Here is an 18,854-nt window from a genome sequence, read left to right as displayed (position 1 = left end):
AGAAATATATCGTCTTTCCTTTTTATCTTTGACAATCTTTCTTAAAAGAATTTACTATGAAACAAATGAAGTTTTTTATATTTATATTTTTCACAATCACTCTTTATAATTGTGGAAATAAAGCTGAGACAAATTCTACAGAAAAAAACACTCAAATAGTAGATACTGATTTAACTTTAAAAGGGAAAGACCTTTTTGAAGGAAAAGGCACTTGTATTGCTTGTCATAAACCTACTTCAAAAGTTATTGGCCCTAGCATTAAAGAGATTGCTACAATTTATAAAAAATCAAATGGCAACATTATTGCTTTCCTAAAAGAAGAGAGCGAACCTATTGTAGACAAAAATCAATATGAAGTAATGAAGACAAATTTCTCTATTACCAAAAAAATGTCGGAAGAAGAGCTAAAAGCTTTAGAAGCTTACATGCTTAGCTTTGCCGATTAATCAATAACCATTTTAAAGCCAATTCTAGGTATATTTTCAATTTTCACTTTCTCTTCCTCTTTTAAAATTTTTCGCAATCTAGAAATAAATACATCTAAGCTTCTTCCTGAAAAATAATCATCATTTCCCCATAATGAAGTCAGAATTTTTTCTCTTTTTAAAACGGTATTAACATTATCTAAAAAAAGTTTCAAAAGTGCAGATTCTCTTTCTGTTAGTGTTAGTTCTTCTTTATCATTTCTTAATAAATAATTTTCAAATTCAAACACATAAGAACCTATTGTATAGCTTTTATTGTTTTTTTCTATTGTTTTTTGACTTCTATGAAGAAAAATTTCAATTTTAAGTATAAGCTCTTCAATTGAATATGGCTTAACCAAATAATCATCAGCGCCTAATCTTAATCCTTTAAGTTTATCTTCTTTCATTGTCTTTGCAGAAAGAAAAATAATAGGAATCTCCTCGTCTCTTTTTCTAATTTCTGTGGCAATTTCAAAACCATCCATATCTGGAAGCATAATATCTAAAACACATAAATCAAAACTTTCTTTACAAAATAATTCAAAAGCTATAGCTCCATTATTACAATGAACCACGTCAAAATATTGTTCTAAATTATCTGATGTTAAAAAAGCCAATGTTTCATCATCCTCAACATATAAAATACGTTTCTTATTCATAGATATCCGTTTTAGGTATTTGTATTGAAATGGTTAAACCTGTTTCTGTAGAACTTGCACTTATTTTCCAATTGTGTAATTGGCAAATTTTCTTCACATAAGCTAATCCTATCCCAAAGCCTTCTATTTCTTTGCTATCTTTTCTTTCTACTCTATAAAATTTATCAAAAATAAATGGCAAGTCTTTTTCAGATACACCATCTCCATTATCTGAAATAGATAAAGTAACATATTTTACATTATCATTAATCATCATAGTTACATCTGGATTTCCTTTAGTATATTTTATAGCGTTATCCACAATATTATATAAAATATTATAAAAATGAAATTCATCTGCCAAAACTGTATATTTTTTCGGGAACAACAATGTAAAAGTAATTTCTCTTGAATACTTTAAAAGAATGTTTTCTTTTATTAATTTCACAATGTTGCTTAACTCAACTTTAGTCTTATTTAATTGAATATTATGACTATCCGTTTTTGCTAATGATAAAATTTGCTCAATATGCTGATTTAATTTTTTACTCTGATTGATTATTATTTCTATATATTTTGAGAGTTTTGGACTTTTTTTAATTTCATCTTGAGAATTAGCATAATTTGATGCAATTAAAATGGAAGCTAATGGTGTTTTAAACTCATGTGTCATATTATTGATAAAATCATTTTGCAAAACAGTATATCTTTTTTGCTTTAACATTAATAAGACCGAATAAACATATATTATAAGTACAATAAACAAAACTACCGTATATATCCAATATTGTTTTAAACTACTGAAATAATTTTGCTTTAATGTAGGAAACCGAATTGCAAAATAATATATTAAATCATGATTTTTAGTAAAACAATCTTCACATTTTTTACTTGTATCTCCATCTGCATCAATATAATTACCATACACCATATTATTTGATCCACAATCATATATTGCATATTCAAAATCTAAATCTAGATTTACTCTATTGAATTCTTTTTTTAAATAAAATTCTAAAATATTATTTTCAAACACATCATTTACATTTACAACATAATAATTATGTGCTATTTTCTTTATTTGATTACTAACTATTAACTCTGAATTATTATCAATATAAATTCTTTCAACTACATCACGCAAAGCATAATGTATCTTACTTTCTACTTCCTTTTTTTCAAATGAATATGCTTGGTTAAGTAAAAAAAACTGCATTATAATCACTCCTAGAATAGCAAAAAAACCTATAAATATTACAATATTAAATCTACTTAATTTCATTTATAAAATGGATTAGTTTCTTTCTCAACATCTTCAATTATCATATAATATTACAAGAAATTATTGTTCCACATCTTCTGTTAACATGTCGTTAACAATCATTATGGATTGATTAACAACAAAATCAGCATTCCTTTTTAACTTTGTAGAACAAAATTATTAAAATAAAAATTCAAACATATGAAAACTATTAAATTATCAATTGTTGCATTATTCATCTCAACAATATCATTTGCTCAATCAGCAGTAACTAAAGCACCTTCAACTATTGCACAAACAAAAACTTCTGCAATCAAATGGGCTGCTGAAACACATGAATTTGGAGATATTGAAAAAGGTAAGCCAGTATCATATGAATTTACATTTACAAATACTACTAATGAAACTATTTTAGTAACAAATGTAAAGCCTTCTTGTGGATGTACTGCTACAAATTACACTAAAACACCTGTTAAGCCAGGTGAAAAAGGAACAGTTACAGCTACATACAATGCTGCATCTCCTGGAAATTTTCATAAAACAGTGACTGTAACTACTAGTGAAGAAGGAGCAGCTCCAAAAGTTTTAATCATTAAAGGAAAAGTAATTGCTGAAAACGCTAAAGAAGGAAAATCAGTAATGTTTAAATAATAAAACAACAATTTTTTTATATCTTACTTTTAAGAAACCATCTTTTTATTAAGATGGTTTTTTTTATCTTTATAAAATGGAAACCGTTTTTATAAATACACCTTTAGGAACTGCAAAAATAAAAGGAGATGAGGAAGGCATTTCAGTTATTTCAATTTTACAAGAAGGAGAAATTACAAAAAATATCCCTCTTGAACTTAAAGAAGCAGTAAAACAATTAAATGAATACTTTGAAGGTAATCGCACTCATTTCACCTTCACATTGAACCCAAAAGGAACTGATTTTCAACAAAAAGTATGGAAGTTATTATTAAATATTCCTCATGGTAAAACCATTTCATATTTAGAACTATCTAAACAATTAGGAGACGTAAAAGCAATTAGAGCTGTTGCATCAGCAAATGGAAAAAACCCTCTTTGGATTGTTGTTCCATGCCATCGTGTTATTGGATCTGATGGTTCTCTCACTGGTTATGCTGGCGGTTTATGGCGGAAAAAATGGCTTCTAGATCATGAAAACCCTATAAAACAACAAAGTCTTTTCTAAAAATTTTAAACGACCAATGTTTTTTGTTACTTTTATGTCACAAACATATAAGTGTCTTATGAAATTTTTAAAACAATTCTTCAAATGGTTATCTATTATAATAGTTTCCATTATCATATTAATGTATATTTTCGATGTAGATTATTTATTAAGAGCCGTACGAACAATTTATTTTAGAGGTTACACAACTGCATTCTTAGAAGATTATACTCATTTTCCTAATAGAGAAATAAAAAAAGGAGCTGCCCAACCATGGAATATTACTAAAGATTACAATACAATACCTGCTACAGAAACACTAGAAAAAACGCATAAAGAACTCAAAACCGCTTCTTTTTTAATTATACAAAACGATAGTATTTTTCATGAAAGTTATTTTGATGGATATACTAAAGATTCCAAATCCAACTCTTTTTCAATGGCAAAAAGTGTCATTACAATGGCATTAGGAAAAGCTATCATGGAAGGGAAAATAAAAAATTTAGATCAAAAAGTTGTTGATTTTTTTCCAGAATTGAAAGGAAAATTCGCAAAAGAAGTAACAGTTGGTGACTTATCTTCTATGGCTTCAGGATTAAGTTGGGATGAAAAATATTATAGCCCATTTTCAATTGTTACTAGAGCTTATTTTGATGATGATTTAAAAAAAGTAATTCTAGGGTTAGAAATTAATGAGAAACCTGGACAATCATTTAAATATTTAAGCGGATCAACTCAACTATTAGCCATGTGTATTGAAAAAGCAACTGGGGAATATGTTTCTGATTATGTTTCAAAACATTTTTGGCAACCTATGGGATCTGAAAATGAAGCTTTGTGGCAATTAGACCATGAGAATGATGGTATTGAAAAAGCATATTGCTGTATTGCTAGTAATGCTAGAGATTTTGCTCGTTTTGGTAAACTCTATTTAAACAATGGAAACTGGAACGGAAAGCAATTATTAGATTCCACTTTTGTTCAAAAATGCATTACACCTCGTTTCCCTGAAAGTTCTGAATATGGTTATGGCTGGTGGCTAAATAAAATTAACGATAAAAACCTTTATTATATGCGTGGTCATTTAGGACAATTTGTTATTGTTATCCCAGAAGACAAACTAATTATTGTTCGTTTAGGTCACATTAAAGGATTACAGACGGAAACCGACCCACATAGTAATGATTTGTATACTTATGTACAAGAAGCTTATAAAATGTTAAATCAAAGAAAGAATCAAAATTAGATTTAAAGAAATTATTCATGATTGAAAAAATAAACCTCAATAATATTCTCTTTTTAGATATAGAAACAGTTCCTGAATATGATAATTATTTAGGTTTGGACGAAGAAGCTAAGAAGCTATGGGAACATAAAACACAATACCAACGAAAAGATGAAGTAACTGCTGAAGATTTTTATGAAAGAGCAGGAATTTGGGCTGAGTTTGGAAAAATTATTACTATTTCTGTCGGTTATTTTACAAATAAAGCCGATATAAGAAATTTTAGAGTTACTAGTTTTTGGGGAGAAGAAAAGAAAATACTACAAGATTTCTCTAATTTACTAAATAATCACTTTAATCAACCTCAACATGTTATATGTGGTCATAATGCCAAAGAATTTGACATTCCATTTATTGCTCGAAGAATGATTATAAACAGTGTTGCTTTACCTGATAAATTAAATCTTTTTGGGAAAAAACCTTGGGAAGTAGCTCATTTAGACACATTAGAATTATGGAAATTTGGAGACTATAAGCATTTTACCTCATTAAAACTATTGACAAAAATTTTAGGTGTTCCTTCTCCAAAAGACGACATTGATGGTAGTGAAGTAGCTTATGTTTTTTATGTAGAAAAAGATATAGATCGCATTATTACATATTGCGAAAAAGATGTAATTGCTGTTGCTCAAATTTTTCTTCGATTTCGTAGAGAAGAATTATTAATTGATGAAGAAATTATTCATGTATAAAAAAAGGACTTTAAAAGTCCTTTTTTTATACATGAATTAAATGTAAATTACTTCTTTATAATAATTTTTCTTGTTGTTTTATTATCTCCATTCTCAAGAGTTAAGAAATAAACTCCATCTATTAATGTCTCAACACTTAATATAATATTGATATCAGAAGATTTATTTTTCAACATCAATCGCCCTTGGATATCATATAATGCAAAATTTGTTTCTCCTTCCAAAGAATTATTCAAATCAACATTAATACTATTTTTTGCAGGATTAGGATATATATTAATATCTGATAAAATATTCTTTCTTATATTTAAAGATTCTTCTAAATTACAAAAAGACAATGTTACGCCATTAATACTTCCTCCATCTCCATTAAACGGATCTTCTACTCTTAATATCCAAGTACCATCAGCACTTAGTCCATTTAATTCACTTAAAGTTTCATAAGGCCTCACAATACCTGTTATTGTTGGATCAGATTGGTTACATGTTAAATCCGTACCTGAATCATCTAGTGTACAATTAATATCGTTGCCACTTCCGCATGGTTGACTAAACAACGTAATTACCGGACTTCCTATTGAAGCAGGTCCTTCTAAATAATAAGTTGCATCTTGAACATAGGTATGTGAAATATCCAAATCAACATTAATATCGCCTATCAATAATCCTCCTGTAACTTCAATTGGAACTGAAGCAGAGCTATTTGCCACAGTAGCTATTACTGCATCTGAAAAATCATTTGCTATAAATGAAAATCCACATATCAATTTCCCTGTTTTAAAGTTAAAAACATTTGCATTAGTATTAGAACCAATTCCACATCTATTGGAAGGAATTACTCTCCAATAATAGGTTGTTTCTTCATTTAAACCTTCCAACAAATAATTTGTAACAGATACTACTTCATTAACAAGTAATGTTGCAAAATTAGACGATGTTGAAACCTCTAAATTATAAGATTCTGCATTATTGTTACCTTCCCATTCTAATACTAATGAAGGAGCAAGAGTGTTTTGTGAATTTGAAGGCGAATTTAAAACAATAGGTTGAAAAACCGCAGAGTAGATCTCCAATGTTTTATACCTTGCTTCTGTCTCAAACCCGTTATCTCCTAAAACACCTATTCTATATTCATCAGGAACAACATTAACAAGTCCTGATATAGTCATAGTAACTACTCCATTCGTACTAAGACTAGCTGGATTAAAAGTAGCAATTGCTCCATTTGGTAAATCGACTGCGGAAAACATTGTTGTTCCTGTTCCATTCTGCTTATAATCAAACAAGTAAACAGCATCCGAATTATCACAAACCGTTAAATCATCTGACTTAGATATTAATGAAAAATTTGATGATATACCTGTAATAACTAATGAAAAGTCTTGGTTATTATTAACTAAATTTCCTTTATGCGTTATTGTTATTTGATACTCACCAGCAACAGGAGCATCAATTTTAATTTGTTCTACATTATCAACATCATTATCTTCACTTCTAATTGCTAAATCATTTGGATTATTTTGCAGTTTCCAAGGATAATATATTACTCCATCTTTCGTGATTTTAATATCTAAATTATTTACTAATGCAGGAGTAGGATCATTATCTGGACGATTACCATTATTTGCTTCTCCAGGTAGATCAGTCCAAGTAATTGAAGCTATTAAAGGGTTTACACCATCAGATATAACTGTCTTAGAAAATGTTTGTCCTTGCAATAAATTTTCTTCCGAAACCCATGAATCCAAACCATTATTCGTCAATACTTCAGCTGCTTTTTTAGCATTTAATAATCCCCAACCAAAATTTGCATCTGGCCCCACATTCCCAGCATCAGCAGCAGTATGGCAAGCCAATCCTTTTAATGTAGCTGCTTTTAAAAAATTATTCGTTATATTTCTATTATGTTGTTGTAATAACAGCAAAGTACCTGCTACATTAGGACTTGCCATAGATGTTCCTGTTCTAGAAGAAGTAGCTATATCGCTTGAACTATCTGTAGATGTTAACGCTGTTCCATTACCTGTAATGTCTGGTTTTATTCTTCTATCATCAGTAGGACCTTGACTACTAGAAGAATTAATCTGTACACTAATTAAAGTTCCATCAACTGAAACATTAGCGTCTCTACCGTTAGCAACAATCAAACTATTTTTAGATGTTTTATCTCCTGTTAACTTATCAAAACCAAAAGCTATCGGGTTCACATTATCATTATTATTTCCTTCATTCCCAGCAGACATTACTGGCAAAAAATATGGTGCTAAATAAGCTATTTCATCCCAATTTCTAGATCCTGAAGTATATGCTCCAATATACCATGCTGGCTGAACTGTTCCTGTAGAACTAGTTACAGGAATTCCGTATGAATGATTAGATATTAACATTCCTCCTAATGCTTCATTTGCTGCCTCACTCTCATCATTTGTCCAATTAAATGTTCTTGCTGTAGCCTGAAAAGCCATTCCTTTTGCTGTAGCTGAAGCATCAGACGCAATTACAGTTCCTGTTACGTGTGTTGCATGAGGACTATATGTTGTTCCTGTAGCATCATCAACCGTTATAACTCTATTTTCAAATAAACTATGAGTCCGTCTAACAGTTCCTCCATCCCAAACTCTTGCTACCATTCCTTGTCCATTCAAATTCAACCCCAAACTCCCTCCACTATTTAAATGATTCGCTCTAGTAGATTTTGCTGCATTAACATTTGTGTTTGAATAATAAACCGGATATCCATCAGGTGTTAATTTCATTAACTCCTCAAAAGTACCATCAACTTTCTCAACAATTATTGGCCATCCTTCTATTTTAGCAACTTTAATTGCTTCTTCTTTTTCTTGCTTTTCTAACTTTTCAAAGAAAACAGACCTGATTTTAATTTTTTCAATATCATATTTTTTTATAATTTTAGGAATATCATCTTTTGTTTGAGCGAAAGAAAATGATGCAAAAAGAATAAAAAAACACATTTTAAGTATTTTTTGTATCATAATACGTTGTGTTGTGTTAAAAAAAATAAAAATAGCCAATTATTTATTTAAAAAAATAAATAATGATAATATTTAAACACAAATCATTCAACTATTTTACTTGTCATTTATATTTGTACTATAAATTGTATATTTACAAAAAATCAAGTTATGGTATTAAGTAGATTTTGGCTAGCTATTTTCGTCTCATCAATTGCTTTTATAATTATAGGATTATTCACTTCAAAATATTATTCTATTGATTATGTTCTAAATGGTAAAAAAGACGAGCCTATATTAATTGCTGAAAAATATTTAAAAGACATTCCTCAGTTTATTCAAGATAGTATTCAAAATTCTTCTGAAAAAACTTTTGTTTTAAATTACAATACAAAAGATGCCGACACTACCTATATATATAACAAACAAACTGTTAAATTATATAGTGGTATTCAACAATCTGATGGATTATTACCAATGTGTAAAAGCAGTTTAATGGATTTAATCCTTCCGCTAATTGCATATCTAGCTTTTTTCTGTGGAATTATGGAATTATTAATTATTTCTGGAGCATCTGAAAAACTAGCTAAAAAATTGAGCCCTATGTTTGCTAAAGTTTTTCCATCTATCCCTAAAAATCATGAATCTATTTCTTATATGACCTTAAATTTTGCAGCTAACTTTTTAGGATTAGATTCTGCTGCGACCCCTTTTGGATTAAAAGCCATGCAAAGTTTACAAGAATTAAATGAAGACAAAGATAAAGCAAGTGACTCTCAAATTATGTTTATGTGTTTACATGCTGCTGGATTAACTTTGATTCCAACATCTATAATTGGATATCGTGCGGCTGAAAATGCTGCAAATCCTGCTGATGTGATGTTACCTTGTATAATTACCTCATTTGTAGGAACGATTGCTGCTTTTTTATTAGTTGGTATGAAACAAAAAATCAATTTTAAAAGCACTTCTTTATTAGCTGTTTTAATGGGATTGATTGGAGCTATAATTGGTCTATTATTCTATGTAAACACCTTAGATTTAATAGGTAAAAATTATTTTACCGCTAATTTATCTGGCGTATTATTATTAGCAATCATTGGTTTTACTTTAATTTTTTCCTTCATTAACGAGAAAAAGTTCACTGCTCAAAAAACAACTATGTTTGACACTTTTGTTGTAGGGGCAAATAATGGATTAAAAACTGGTGTAATGATTTTTCCTTATGTAATGGGAATGCTTGTTGCCATTTCTCTATTGAGAAATAGTGGTTTATTTGAAATTATAAGTTACGGAATTTCTTTTGTTTTTGCTCATTTAGGTGTAGCCAAAGAAATTACAGACTCACTACCTGTTGCTATTTTAAGACCATTTAGTTCTGGTGGTTCTCGTGGTTTTATGATTGATGCAATGCGCACTTTTGGTCCAGACTCATTTGCTGGTCGTTTAAGTTGTATTTTTCAATGTAGTGCAGAAACTACTTTTTATGTTATAGCTGTCTATTTTGGTTCTGTAAGTATCAAAAACACACGTTATACTTTAGGCATGATGTTATTAATTGATTTAATTTGTGTTATTACTGGAATTTTAGTGGCAAGTTGGTTTTTTTAAACTTTTACATTAATCCATTTCCCTCTTTTATACATCATAATACTCATTATTGTGATTAATGCTTCTGCTACAGGAATTGCAATAAAAACACCTGTAGCCTCAAATTTAAAAGTATATGAAAGCATATAAGCTAAAGGAATTTGAATTAACCAAAACCCTACAAAATTTATCCAAGTAGGAGTTATAGTATCTCCTGCTCCATTAAAAGCATTATTAAGCACCATCCCTATTCCATAAAAAAGATAACCATAACTTACAATTTGTAATGCCGAATAAGCTATTTCAATAATATATATATCGTTTGTAAAAAACTGAATCATTTCTTTCCCAAAAAGCAAACACAAGATCATTACTATAGCTAAAAAAATAACATTATATTTTGTAGTTAAAACAACTGCTTCTCTAACTCTTTCTTTATGTTTTGCTCCTAAATTTAACCCTACCAATGTTGCAGTAGCATTACTCAATCCCCAAGCTGGCAACATAAAAAACATCATAATTCGTATTGCAGTTTGAAATCCAGATGATCCATTTTCTCCACCTGTTTTTGCTACAATTTGTGATAAAAATATCCAACTACATGATGCTATTACATATTGCATAACTCCTGGTGTTGATACTTTAATAAGCGACATAATTACTTTATATTTTGGTTTAATATATTTCATTTTAATAGTTATCAATCTTACTTTAAAAAACAAAAAATACAATTGATAAAAAACACCTAATGCTCTTCCTATTGCAGTAGCTAGTGCAGCTCCTACAATTCCCATTTCAGGAATAAATCCGTAACCATTAATTAAAATAGGACATAAAACAATATTACAAATGTTTGCAAACCATAAACTTTTCATGGCTAATGCAGGATTTCCAACTCCTCTAAAAATTCCATTTATAAGAAAGATTAGTATAATAAAAACACTACTCCCTAAAATAATTTTAGGATATAAAATACCATACGCAATTGACTGATTTGATGCACCTAAAAAAACAAATATTTCTTCTGAATATAAAACACCTACAACACTAATTATTATCGAAATAAAAACAGATATAAGAATAGATTGCATTGCAACTACTCCTGCTTTTTTCGTTTTTCTCTCTCCTACTCTTCTAGATATAATTGCAGTGGTTGCTACACTCAGTCCAATAGAAATAGAATAAATAATAGTATTTATAGACTCCGTTAGTCCTATAATCTGAATTGCTAAATTACTTTTGTCTAAATGTCCTACAAAATACAAGTCTACTAAAGCAAAAACAGATTCTAGAACCAATTCTAAAACCATCGGAATAGCTAAGAAGAGAATGGCTTTATTCATATTCATACTAGTAAAGTCATGGTTTCCATCTCCATTTAATACTTCTCGCAAAAAATTTATTATTCTCTTCATTTTATATATTTATAAAACTTCTTATTTATAATTAACCAATGGGTTTTGCAACTTTCCTACAAACTGCAAACTATCTGTTGGTGCTGTTAAATCTAACATTTGTTTATTATTCTTTAATTGTAGACGATTTAAACAACAAGCATCAAATTCATTCACGAACAAATCAAATTTATTAAATTGCGATTGTAATTCTGGATAATCATTTTTATAATTATGAATACATTTTGCTACTAATTTCCAAAATTCGTTTTCAAATATAATCTCATTTTCATGAAGAATTGAAGCAAGAAATCTAAAAAAAAATTCAAAAACATCATTTAATATGCAAAGTACCTTTAATGAGTCATCCATATCAACATAGATACGTTTTGCTTTTTCAGGCAATGGTGTTTTAGTATTAAAAAGCATTATCTCTTCAGTAATATCTTTCATTATTGCTTTTGTAGGAATATTATTTTCTAATACTAAAATTACATTTTCTCCATGAGGCATAAATACTATTTCATACTGATAAAAACAATGAAGTAATGGAGAAAGATAACAATCTAAATAACGATTAATCCATTCTTTAGCTGAAATTCCTGAAGATTGAATAAGCTGTTTTACAAAAGATTCTCCTTCATTATCGACATGTAATAAAGCAGCCATTGTCATACATTTTTCATTCTTTTCAAGTTTTGGAATAGGACTTTCTCTCCACAATGTTGCTAACATTTTATTATGTGCAATTCCTCTTCCAAGAGGCTCATATAAAAAATTTCTATATCCTAAGGTTGCTACTTCTCCCAACAATATAAACTTTTTACCTTGCAAATAATTATCTTCCTTTACTAAATTATCAATCCATTGCGTAATTGCAGGTGTACTTTCCATATAATAAGGAGAAAGTCCTCGCATAAATCCCATATTTACTACAGAAAGAGCTGTTTTTGCATAATTTTTTTCTGGATTACTTATATTGAAAAAAGTACGAATCGATTGTTGAGCTGAATAAATATCTTTTCCATATCCTAAACAAATTAATTTTTCTGAAGCAATATCATGAGAAAAGATTAATGTTAATTTATTAAACCATTGCCAAGGATGAACAGGGAAAAAGAAAAAATCATCTTTATTACGTCCTTTATTTTTAATTCTATTTTCAAATTCTATTTGTGTTTCCTCATCTAATTCTTGTTGTATAAGTTTTTTATAACTCAAGGCGTCAATGCTTGAAAAAGTTGCTCTACTTTTATGTCCTGCTAACCAAATTAATTGGACAGGAGCATTTGCTTCTGGAGAATATTGCATAAAATCAAGGCTATTAAATCCGTTTTTACCGCTATTTGCTAGAAAACACGGATGACCTTCTGTCATAGCATGTTCTATCTCTTGATAATCTTGATTAACTAATTCCTTTGCTGAGTATTTTTGATTTTCAATTTTAAATGCTGTGCTATAAATAGTACTTGTAATTTCTTCCAGATATGTTGGTAACAATATTTCTGGAATATCAAAAACATCTTTAAACTCAATTATAAAATCTGGAAGAGATAAAGTCACTTCTTTATCTTTAGTCATTTTTTTAATACTTTCTGATACTATTGCCCAATGATTCAAGGACAAAATAGAAGCCTTAAAACTGTATTTATTATTTTTATCAGGTGTATAAACAATATACTCATTATTCTCGTTTAGAGCTGGGTTTATTAATAATTCATGAGCAAATTCGCTAAGTGCTTTTTTAACTAATTGCCTATTTGCCTTGTCCCAATTACTTTTAGTTATATGTTTAATAGTATCATTTGGAGTAATTAAAATGGTATTATTCATAATTATAATTTTTCTAAGGCTTTGTAATAGTCTTCACGAGTACAAAATTCTAAATGTGCTTTTTTATGTGGAAGTTCTACAATTCTTTGAAAAACAAAGCCTGCTTTTTTATTAAGTTGATGGATTTTATAATTTCGAGCATCTGGTTCTACTACTATTCGTTTTACTTCACTATCATTAAATATAAAATCAAGTATAACGGTAAAAATAGACCATGTGAAGTTTTTAATTGGGTTTTCTGATGGAGCTACTAAAATGTGCATACCTCGATCTCCTTTTTCCACATTGTAATAGTTGTTAATTACATCTTCCTTTGGATTATAACATTCTAATAAAAAAGATATTATTCCATTAAAGGTTCCTATATAAACTTGAGTGTTTTTAACTATTTTTTCATAGGCTATTTTAACCTCATCAAAAGAAAAACCCATCATTCCCCAATAAATTGCATATTCTTTATTTACCCATTTATGAATAGCCTCAATGTCTTTTTCTAAATTTATAGGTCTTAATTCAAAAGTTCCGATTTCAGAAATATTTTTAGTAAAAACAACTTCTTCCAAAGTATCTTTAGTAAGATGTTTACTTGTATTTATCATTATATATTGAAAAAAATTAAACCGTTACTTTTTTATAAGGAGCTATTGGATTTTGTAATTTTCCTTTAAATTGTAATAAAGCAACAGGATCATCAAGATCTATCATTGTTTTATTATTGTTTATTTGCAAACGGTTTAAACATGATAATTCAAACTGTGTTTCAAATAAATCATACTGTTCAAATTTTCCTGCAAGATGCGGCTGTGTTTCTTGATAATCATGAATACATTCGGCAACTAATTCCCAAAAAAGATTTTCATTATAATTTACATGTTCAACTAATATACTCGACATGAATCGGAAAAAACCATCAAAAACATCTATAAAAATGGATAATAATTTAACCTTTTCAGGTACTTCTGCATAAATTCGGATAATATTTTCAGGTATTTCAACTTCAGGATTTAAAATCACAGCTTCTTCCGTTATATCTTTCATAAACGAACGAATGGGAATATGATTTTTAAACCCTAATATTATGTTTTCTCCATGTGGCATAAATACTAAATCGTACTGGTAGAAACAATGTAATAATGGACTTAGATATACTTTAAAATATTCTTTCAACCACAAATCAATTTCTAAAGAAGATGCTTTTATAATTTCTGGCAACAAAGCTTTCCCATCATTATCTACGTGTAACAAAGCTGCCATTGTCATTAATTGTTCTTCTTTTTGTAAAAAAGAAACAGGGCTTTCTCTCCACAATGATGCTATCATTTTATTATATGGATTGTGCTTTCCATAATCTTCAAAATAAGGATTAATATAACTTATTGAAGCAATTTCTCCTAACATTTCAAAATTCACATCTTGTAAATATTTATCTTTCCCTAATAATTTATTCAACCATTCTGCCATTTCTGGTGCTGTTCCTAAATAATATACAGGTAACCCACGCATGAATCCCATATTCAATATTGAAAGTGATGTTTTTGTGTAAAATTTCTTAGGATTGCTAATATTAAATAAAGTTCTGATAGATTGTTGTGCTTGATACAAATCTGGACTATATCCAACACATATTAATTTCCCTTTTGCTATTTCTGGAGAAAAAACATTCGCTAATTTATTAAACCATTGCCATGGATGAATAGGAATAAAATAATATTCTTCTGGATTTTTCCCTTGTTTTTTTATTATATCATTAAACTTTTCAATTGTATCATTATCTAGTTCATGCGATAATAGCGTTTTGTATTCTAACTCTTTTGTTCCTGCATAAATTGTTCTATCAATATGACCTGCTAACCAAAGGATTTGAAATGGATTTCCTGTTTCAGGTGTAAAAGCCTTGTAATCCATACTATTAAATCCTATTCTTCCATTATTAGCTACAAAACCCGGATGTCCTTCAGTCATAGACTGTTCAATAGTTTGAAAATCTGCTTTTACTAACTCTTTAGCTGTTAAAAACTCTTTACCTAATTTATAAGCACTGCCATATAATGTACTAATAATTTCTTCTATATAAGACGGAAACAATTCTTCACTTATTCCTATATTTTCTTTGAATTCAGATATAAAATGTATGGCATCAATTTCTATTTCCACACCATTACGTTCTTTTATTATAGAATTGCTATCAATTGTTAGATGATTTAAAGCAAGTAGCTTTGCTTTAAAAGAATATTTTATTTGATTATCATCTGTTGTTAAACAATACTTATTCCAATTATCTTGTTTTTTTTCTACTTTAGGATGCAATAATAATTCATGTGAAAATTCGCAAATTGCTTTTTTAACTAATAATTTATTTGCTTTTTCCCAGACTTCTGAATTGATATGTTGAACTGCTTGTTCTGGAAATTCTATTTGATTATGATATAGCATTTTTGTTTGTTTTAAATTGAATGTATCTATTGCTTTTACAAATTGCTCTCTTGTACAAAAGGCTAAAAGTGCTGTTTTATGGGGTAATTCTATCATTTTATCATCTACAAATCCTACGCGATGACAGATGTTAAACATTTTTTTATTTCGAATATCAGGTTCTACAACGACTCGTTGTATTCTTAAATCGTTAAATATGAATTTCAGAATACTTGAAAAAATATGCCACGTAAATTGATGAATTGGTTTTGTTGTTGGAGCAACAATAATATGTATTCCGCAATCATACTCTTTAACAGAATAATAATTACTAATACTATCGTATTTTGGGTTATACCTTTCTAATAAGAATGATATATTACCATTCACTAGTCCTATAAAAACATCTGAATGTTTTGTTATTTTTTCATATTCTTGTTTCACTTCTTCCATTTTCTTCCCTTGCATTCCCCAATATTGTGCATATTCACGATTTACCCAGTCATGTATAATAGTTATATCTTTTTCAAGATATAGAGGTCTGAACTCAATAAGACCAAAGTTTGGGATAAAATTAGCGTAGACAATGCTATTCTCTTTTATCTTCATTAATCTATTGTCTGTATTCATTTTTATATTGTTTTAATAATATATGATTTTACTATTTCTTCAATTATTCGATTAACTGAGCTTTAGATTGTTTTATTTTTTGAAAACGTAATATTTTCGTATTTGTTAGTTTGTTTTTACAATTTAAAAAAGCAGCATTTACCATTAAAGTCAACAAGGTCATTACTGGTATTAATAGAGCAACTGTTATCTGATTGTGTTCCCAAAATCCAAAAACATACATTCCCCAATTAATAAGTATCCATTGTATTACATACAAACTAGTTACATTTTTACTTAAGTAAGTTATTCCTTTAAAAAGTGTCTTATATTCTCCTATTAATATTGTAAGGATATTTGAAATCCATAAAAACAGTAACATTACACCCATTAATACTATGCTTCCACCTGGTCCTAAGTGATAATAATCACCAAAATGATATTCAGGGTTTATCTTAATTAATATTGCACCTACTAAAATGAATACGATTCCTTGTATTGCAATTTTTTTAAAAAAAGTGTTTTCATTCTCTTTAAGTTCTTTGTACCATTTTCCTAAAAAAACACCTATTAAAATGAATGAACTCCAAGGAAAAACAGGAAAGTAAACATTGAATTTATTACTAAAGAAGAGATCACATAAATAGTCTATTCCTGCAATACCTATTCTATATCCACTCATTTCTTTAGAGAGAGAAATAATTATTAGTCCTATTATCAAAGGAATCCATTTATTCTGACTAAAATGATTAATACATGCAATAATAAAAAGTGTAATTCCTGCAAGTTGTAAAATATCTCCTAAACATAAGAAAAACAATGCCGAATCAAGTGTTTGAGATATTAGTCCGTATGCCTCAACAAACCTTTGTGGAAGTCCTCCAAAAATATATTCTGGCACCCAAAATTTTAATATATTTAATCCATAACCTATTAAAAGGATTATTAATGCTCTTTTACATATTGCACTAAAATGTTGTCTACTCGATTGGTTAAATGAAATTCCCATTATTACAAGAAACATAGGTGTTCCTCTTCCCATCCATAAAATAATTTCTCCTAAAAGTGTTTGTGTTTGAGTTTGAATACTTCCATATATAAGCATGGTGTGAACAATGATAACCAATAAAACACTAATTCCTCGTGCAAAGTCAATAGCTGCTATTCTTTTCTTCTCCATATCTTTATTAAAGAATTAATTCAAATACTTCTGAAGAGATTACTTCTTCTTTTTCTACTCCGAATTGTTGAAATGCAATTTGCTTTTCAATAGAATAATATTCTTTTCCTGTTAGTTCTTTAATGATATAAGAATTTCTATAGCATGCCATTCCTAAATCTGGAGTAACAAAACCATGAGTATGTAACTCTGCATTTTGAACAAATATTTCATTAGCATTTACATCTATACTATAATTTCTATGAGTAGCAAATCGTTCTTTTTTATCCCACTTAATTCTATTTTTAATTCCGTTAAGAAATTCTGGAAGCTTATAGTTATATCCTGTTGCTAAGACTAGCGCTTCCGTAGTATGACGATATTTTTTATCTTGCTCTATTTGATGAAGTTCTAATTCAAAATTTCCTGTTTCTTTGTTATAATTAGATTTTATACATTCTGAATTTGTTCTTAAATTAACATCTATTTCTTTAATCACTTTTTTACTATATATAGTATCAAAAATATTCCCTATTAAATCTTTATTAATTCCTTTATACAATATTTTTTGTTCTTTTAACAATTCTTCTCTTTTGTTTTCGGGTAAATTATAAAAATAGTCTACATACTCCGGAGAGGTCATTTCAAGAGTTAATTTACTATAGTCCATTGGGAAAAATCGAGGAGAACGTGTTATCCAATTTAATTGATATTCATATACATCTATTTCTTGTAGTAAATCATTAAAAACTTCTGCTGCACTTTGACCACTACCTAAAACTGTAATTGATTTTTGCTTTTGTAACTCTTCTTTATTTTGAATATATGCAGAAGAATGAATTGCTTTTTCTTTTAGTATTTCACATGATTTTGGAACATGAGGAGATGTTCCAGTTCCTAGAATGAGCTTTTTAGTATTATAAGTCTTTATATCGTTTGTTTTTGTGCATTTTGTGGTTACACTATATAATGCATCTGATTCATTATAATCTATTTGTATGACTTCAGTACTAAAAAACACATTAGGCAATTTTTTTATTGCCCATTGACAATATTGATTGTATTCGTTTCGTAATAATAAAAAGTTTTCTCTAATATAAAAAGAATACATTTTCCCTTGTTCTTTACTATAATTTAAAAAGCTAAATGGGCTTGTTGGGTCAGCTAATGTAACTAAATCAGCAAGAAACGGAATTTGCAATGTTGTATCTTGTAATAACATTCCTGGATGCCAATTAAAAGATTCATTTTTATCAAAAAAAACACCATTCAAATTTTCAATTGGTTGTGTTAAACATGCCAGTCCTAAATTGAATGGACCAACACCTATGGCTATAAAATCGTATGTTATATTTTTCATTTTTA

15 protein-coding genes are annotated in these 18,854 nt (G+C 28.6%); 6 read left to right on the top strand and 9 right to left on the bottom strand.

The annotated features are described in order from the left end of the window. Positions 1 to 56 precede the first annotated feature (56 nt). On the top strand, positions 57 to 446 hold the full coding sequence (locus LXD69_RS06565; protein WP_246918370.1) for a c-type cytochrome: 390 nt from the start codon (positions 57 to 59) through the stop codon (positions 444 to 446). Here LXD69_RS06565 and LXD69_RS06560 read toward each other — a convergent pair. Both LXD69_RS06560 and LXD69_RS06555 read right to left on the bottom strand, forming a co-directional pair. Beyond that, the gene (locus LXD69_RS06560; protein ID WP_045969796.1) at positions 443 to 1,126 is read right to left on the bottom strand and encodes a response regulator transcription factor; all 684 of its coding nucleotides are present in this window, start codon (positions 1,124 to 1,126) and stop codon (positions 443 to 445) included. The genes LXD69_RS06565 and LXD69_RS06560 overlap by 4 nt on opposite strands. Then, a complete protein-coding gene (locus LXD69_RS06555) occupies positions 1,119 to 2,387 on the bottom strand; it encodes a sensor histidine kinase (RefSeq protein WP_045969798.1) in 1,269 nt (422 codons plus the stop codon). Before LXD69_RS06555 ends, LXD69_RS06560 begins: the two co-directional genes overlap by 8 nt. 180 nt (positions 2,388 to 2,567) lie before the next feature. Between LXD69_RS06555 and LXD69_RS06550 the strand changes: the two genes are divergently transcribed. The 4 genes from LXD69_RS06550 to LXD69_RS06535 all read left to right on the top strand — a co-directional run bounded on the left by LXD69_RS06550 (position 2,568) and on the right by LXD69_RS06535 (position 5,520). Beyond that, on the top strand, positions 2,568 to 3,017 hold the full coding sequence (locus tag LXD69_RS06550) for a DUF1573 domain-containing protein (protein ID WP_045969801.1): 450 nt from the start codon (positions 2,568 to 2,570) through the stop codon (positions 3,015 to 3,017). Between the two features lie 76 nt (positions 3,018 to 3,093). Then, complete coding sequence (locus LXD69_RS06545; protein ID WP_045969803.1) at positions 3,094 to 3,564, top strand: methylated-DNA--[protein]-cysteine S-methyltransferase; 471 nt, start codon at positions 3,094 to 3,096, stop codon at positions 3,562 to 3,564. A gap of 58 nt (positions 3,565 to 3,622) precedes the next feature. After that, the gene (locus LXD69_RS06540) at positions 3,623 to 4,789 is read left to right on the top strand and encodes a serine hydrolase domain-containing protein (protein WP_246918368.1); all 1,167 of its coding nucleotides are present in this window, start codon (positions 3,623 to 3,625) and stop codon (positions 4,787 to 4,789) included. A gap of 17 nt (positions 4,790 to 4,806) precedes the next feature. Continuing rightward, complete coding sequence (locus LXD69_RS06535; RefSeq protein WP_045969807.1) at positions 4,807 to 5,520, top strand: 3'-5' exonuclease; 714 nt, start codon at positions 4,807 to 4,809, stop codon at positions 5,518 to 5,520. Positions 5,521 to 5,567: 47 nt separating this feature from the next. On the opposite strand, the gene LXD69_RS06530 is transcribed toward LXD69_RS06535, so the two are convergent. Then, the gene (locus LXD69_RS06530) at positions 5,568 to 8,513 is read right to left on the bottom strand and encodes a S8 family serine peptidase (RefSeq protein WP_246918366.1); all 2,946 of its coding nucleotides are present in this window, start codon (positions 8,511 to 8,513) and stop codon (positions 5,568 to 5,570) included. A 150-nt stretch (positions 8,514 to 8,663) separates the two neighbouring features. Here LXD69_RS06530 and LXD69_RS06525 point away from each other — a divergent pair, with 150 nt between their 5' ends. Then, positions 8,664 to 10,103 carry a nucleoside recognition domain-containing protein gene (locus LXD69_RS06525; protein ID WP_045969809.1) on the top strand — a complete coding sequence of 480 codons (1,440 nt, stop codon included), beginning with the start codon at positions 8,664 to 8,666 and terminating at the stop codon, positions 10,101 to 10,103. Here LXD69_RS06525 and LXD69_RS06520 read toward each other — a convergent pair. The 6 genes from LXD69_RS06520 to LXD69_RS06495 are packed head-to-tail and all read right to left on the bottom strand — an operon-like array spanning position 10,100 to position 18,849. Beyond that, the gene (locus LXD69_RS06520; RefSeq protein WP_246918365.1) at positions 10,100 to 11,497 is read right to left on the bottom strand and encodes an MATE family efflux transporter; all 1,398 of its coding nucleotides are present in this window, start codon (positions 11,495 to 11,497) and stop codon (positions 10,100 to 10,102) included. The genes LXD69_RS06525 and LXD69_RS06520 overlap by 4 nt on opposite strands. Before the next feature lie 21 nt (positions 11,498 to 11,518). Continuing rightward, positions 11,519 to 13,309, bottom strand: coding sequence for an IucA/IucC family protein (locus tag LXD69_RS06515; RefSeq protein ID WP_246918364.1), 1,791 nt, complete (start codon positions 13,307 to 13,309; stop codon positions 11,519 to 11,521). 2 nt (positions 13,310 to 13,311) lie between these two features. Continuing rightward, positions 13,312 to 13,908, bottom strand: a complete 597-nt coding sequence (locus LXD69_RS06510) for a GNAT family N-acetyltransferase (protein ID WP_235270949.1) — start codon at positions 13,906 to 13,908, stop codon at positions 13,312 to 13,314. Between the two features lie 16 nt (positions 13,909 to 13,924). Further along, positions 13,925 to 16,351: a GNAT family N-acetyltransferase gene (locus tag LXD69_RS06505; protein WP_246918363.1), complete on the bottom strand. Its 2,427-nt coding sequence runs from the start codon at positions 16,349 to 16,351 to the stop codon at positions 13,925 to 13,927. A gap of 43 nt (positions 16,352 to 16,394) precedes the next feature. Continuing rightward, positions 16,395 to 17,510, bottom strand: a complete 1,116-nt coding sequence (locus tag LXD69_RS06500; protein WP_246918362.1) for a heparan-alpha-glucosaminide N-acetyltransferase domain-containing protein — start codon at positions 17,508 to 17,510, stop codon at positions 16,395 to 16,397. 7 nt (positions 17,511 to 17,517) lie between these two features. Next, entirely contained in the window at positions 17,518 to 18,849 is a 1,332-nt protein-coding gene (locus LXD69_RS06495) for a lysine N(6)-hydroxylase/L-ornithine N(5)-oxygenase family protein (RefSeq protein ID WP_246918360.1), read from the bottom strand. Between the last annotated feature and the right edge of the window lie 5 nt (positions 18,850 to 18,854).

The organism is Flavobacterium sediminilitoris (genome assembly GCF_023008245.1).
Taxonomy (GTDB): Bacteria; Bacteroidota; Bacteroidia; order Flavobacteriales; family Flavobacteriaceae; genus Flavobacterium; species Flavobacterium sediminilitoris.
Note: the sequence above shows the minus strand (reverse complement) of the source record. Positions and strands in the feature narration are given on the sequence as shown.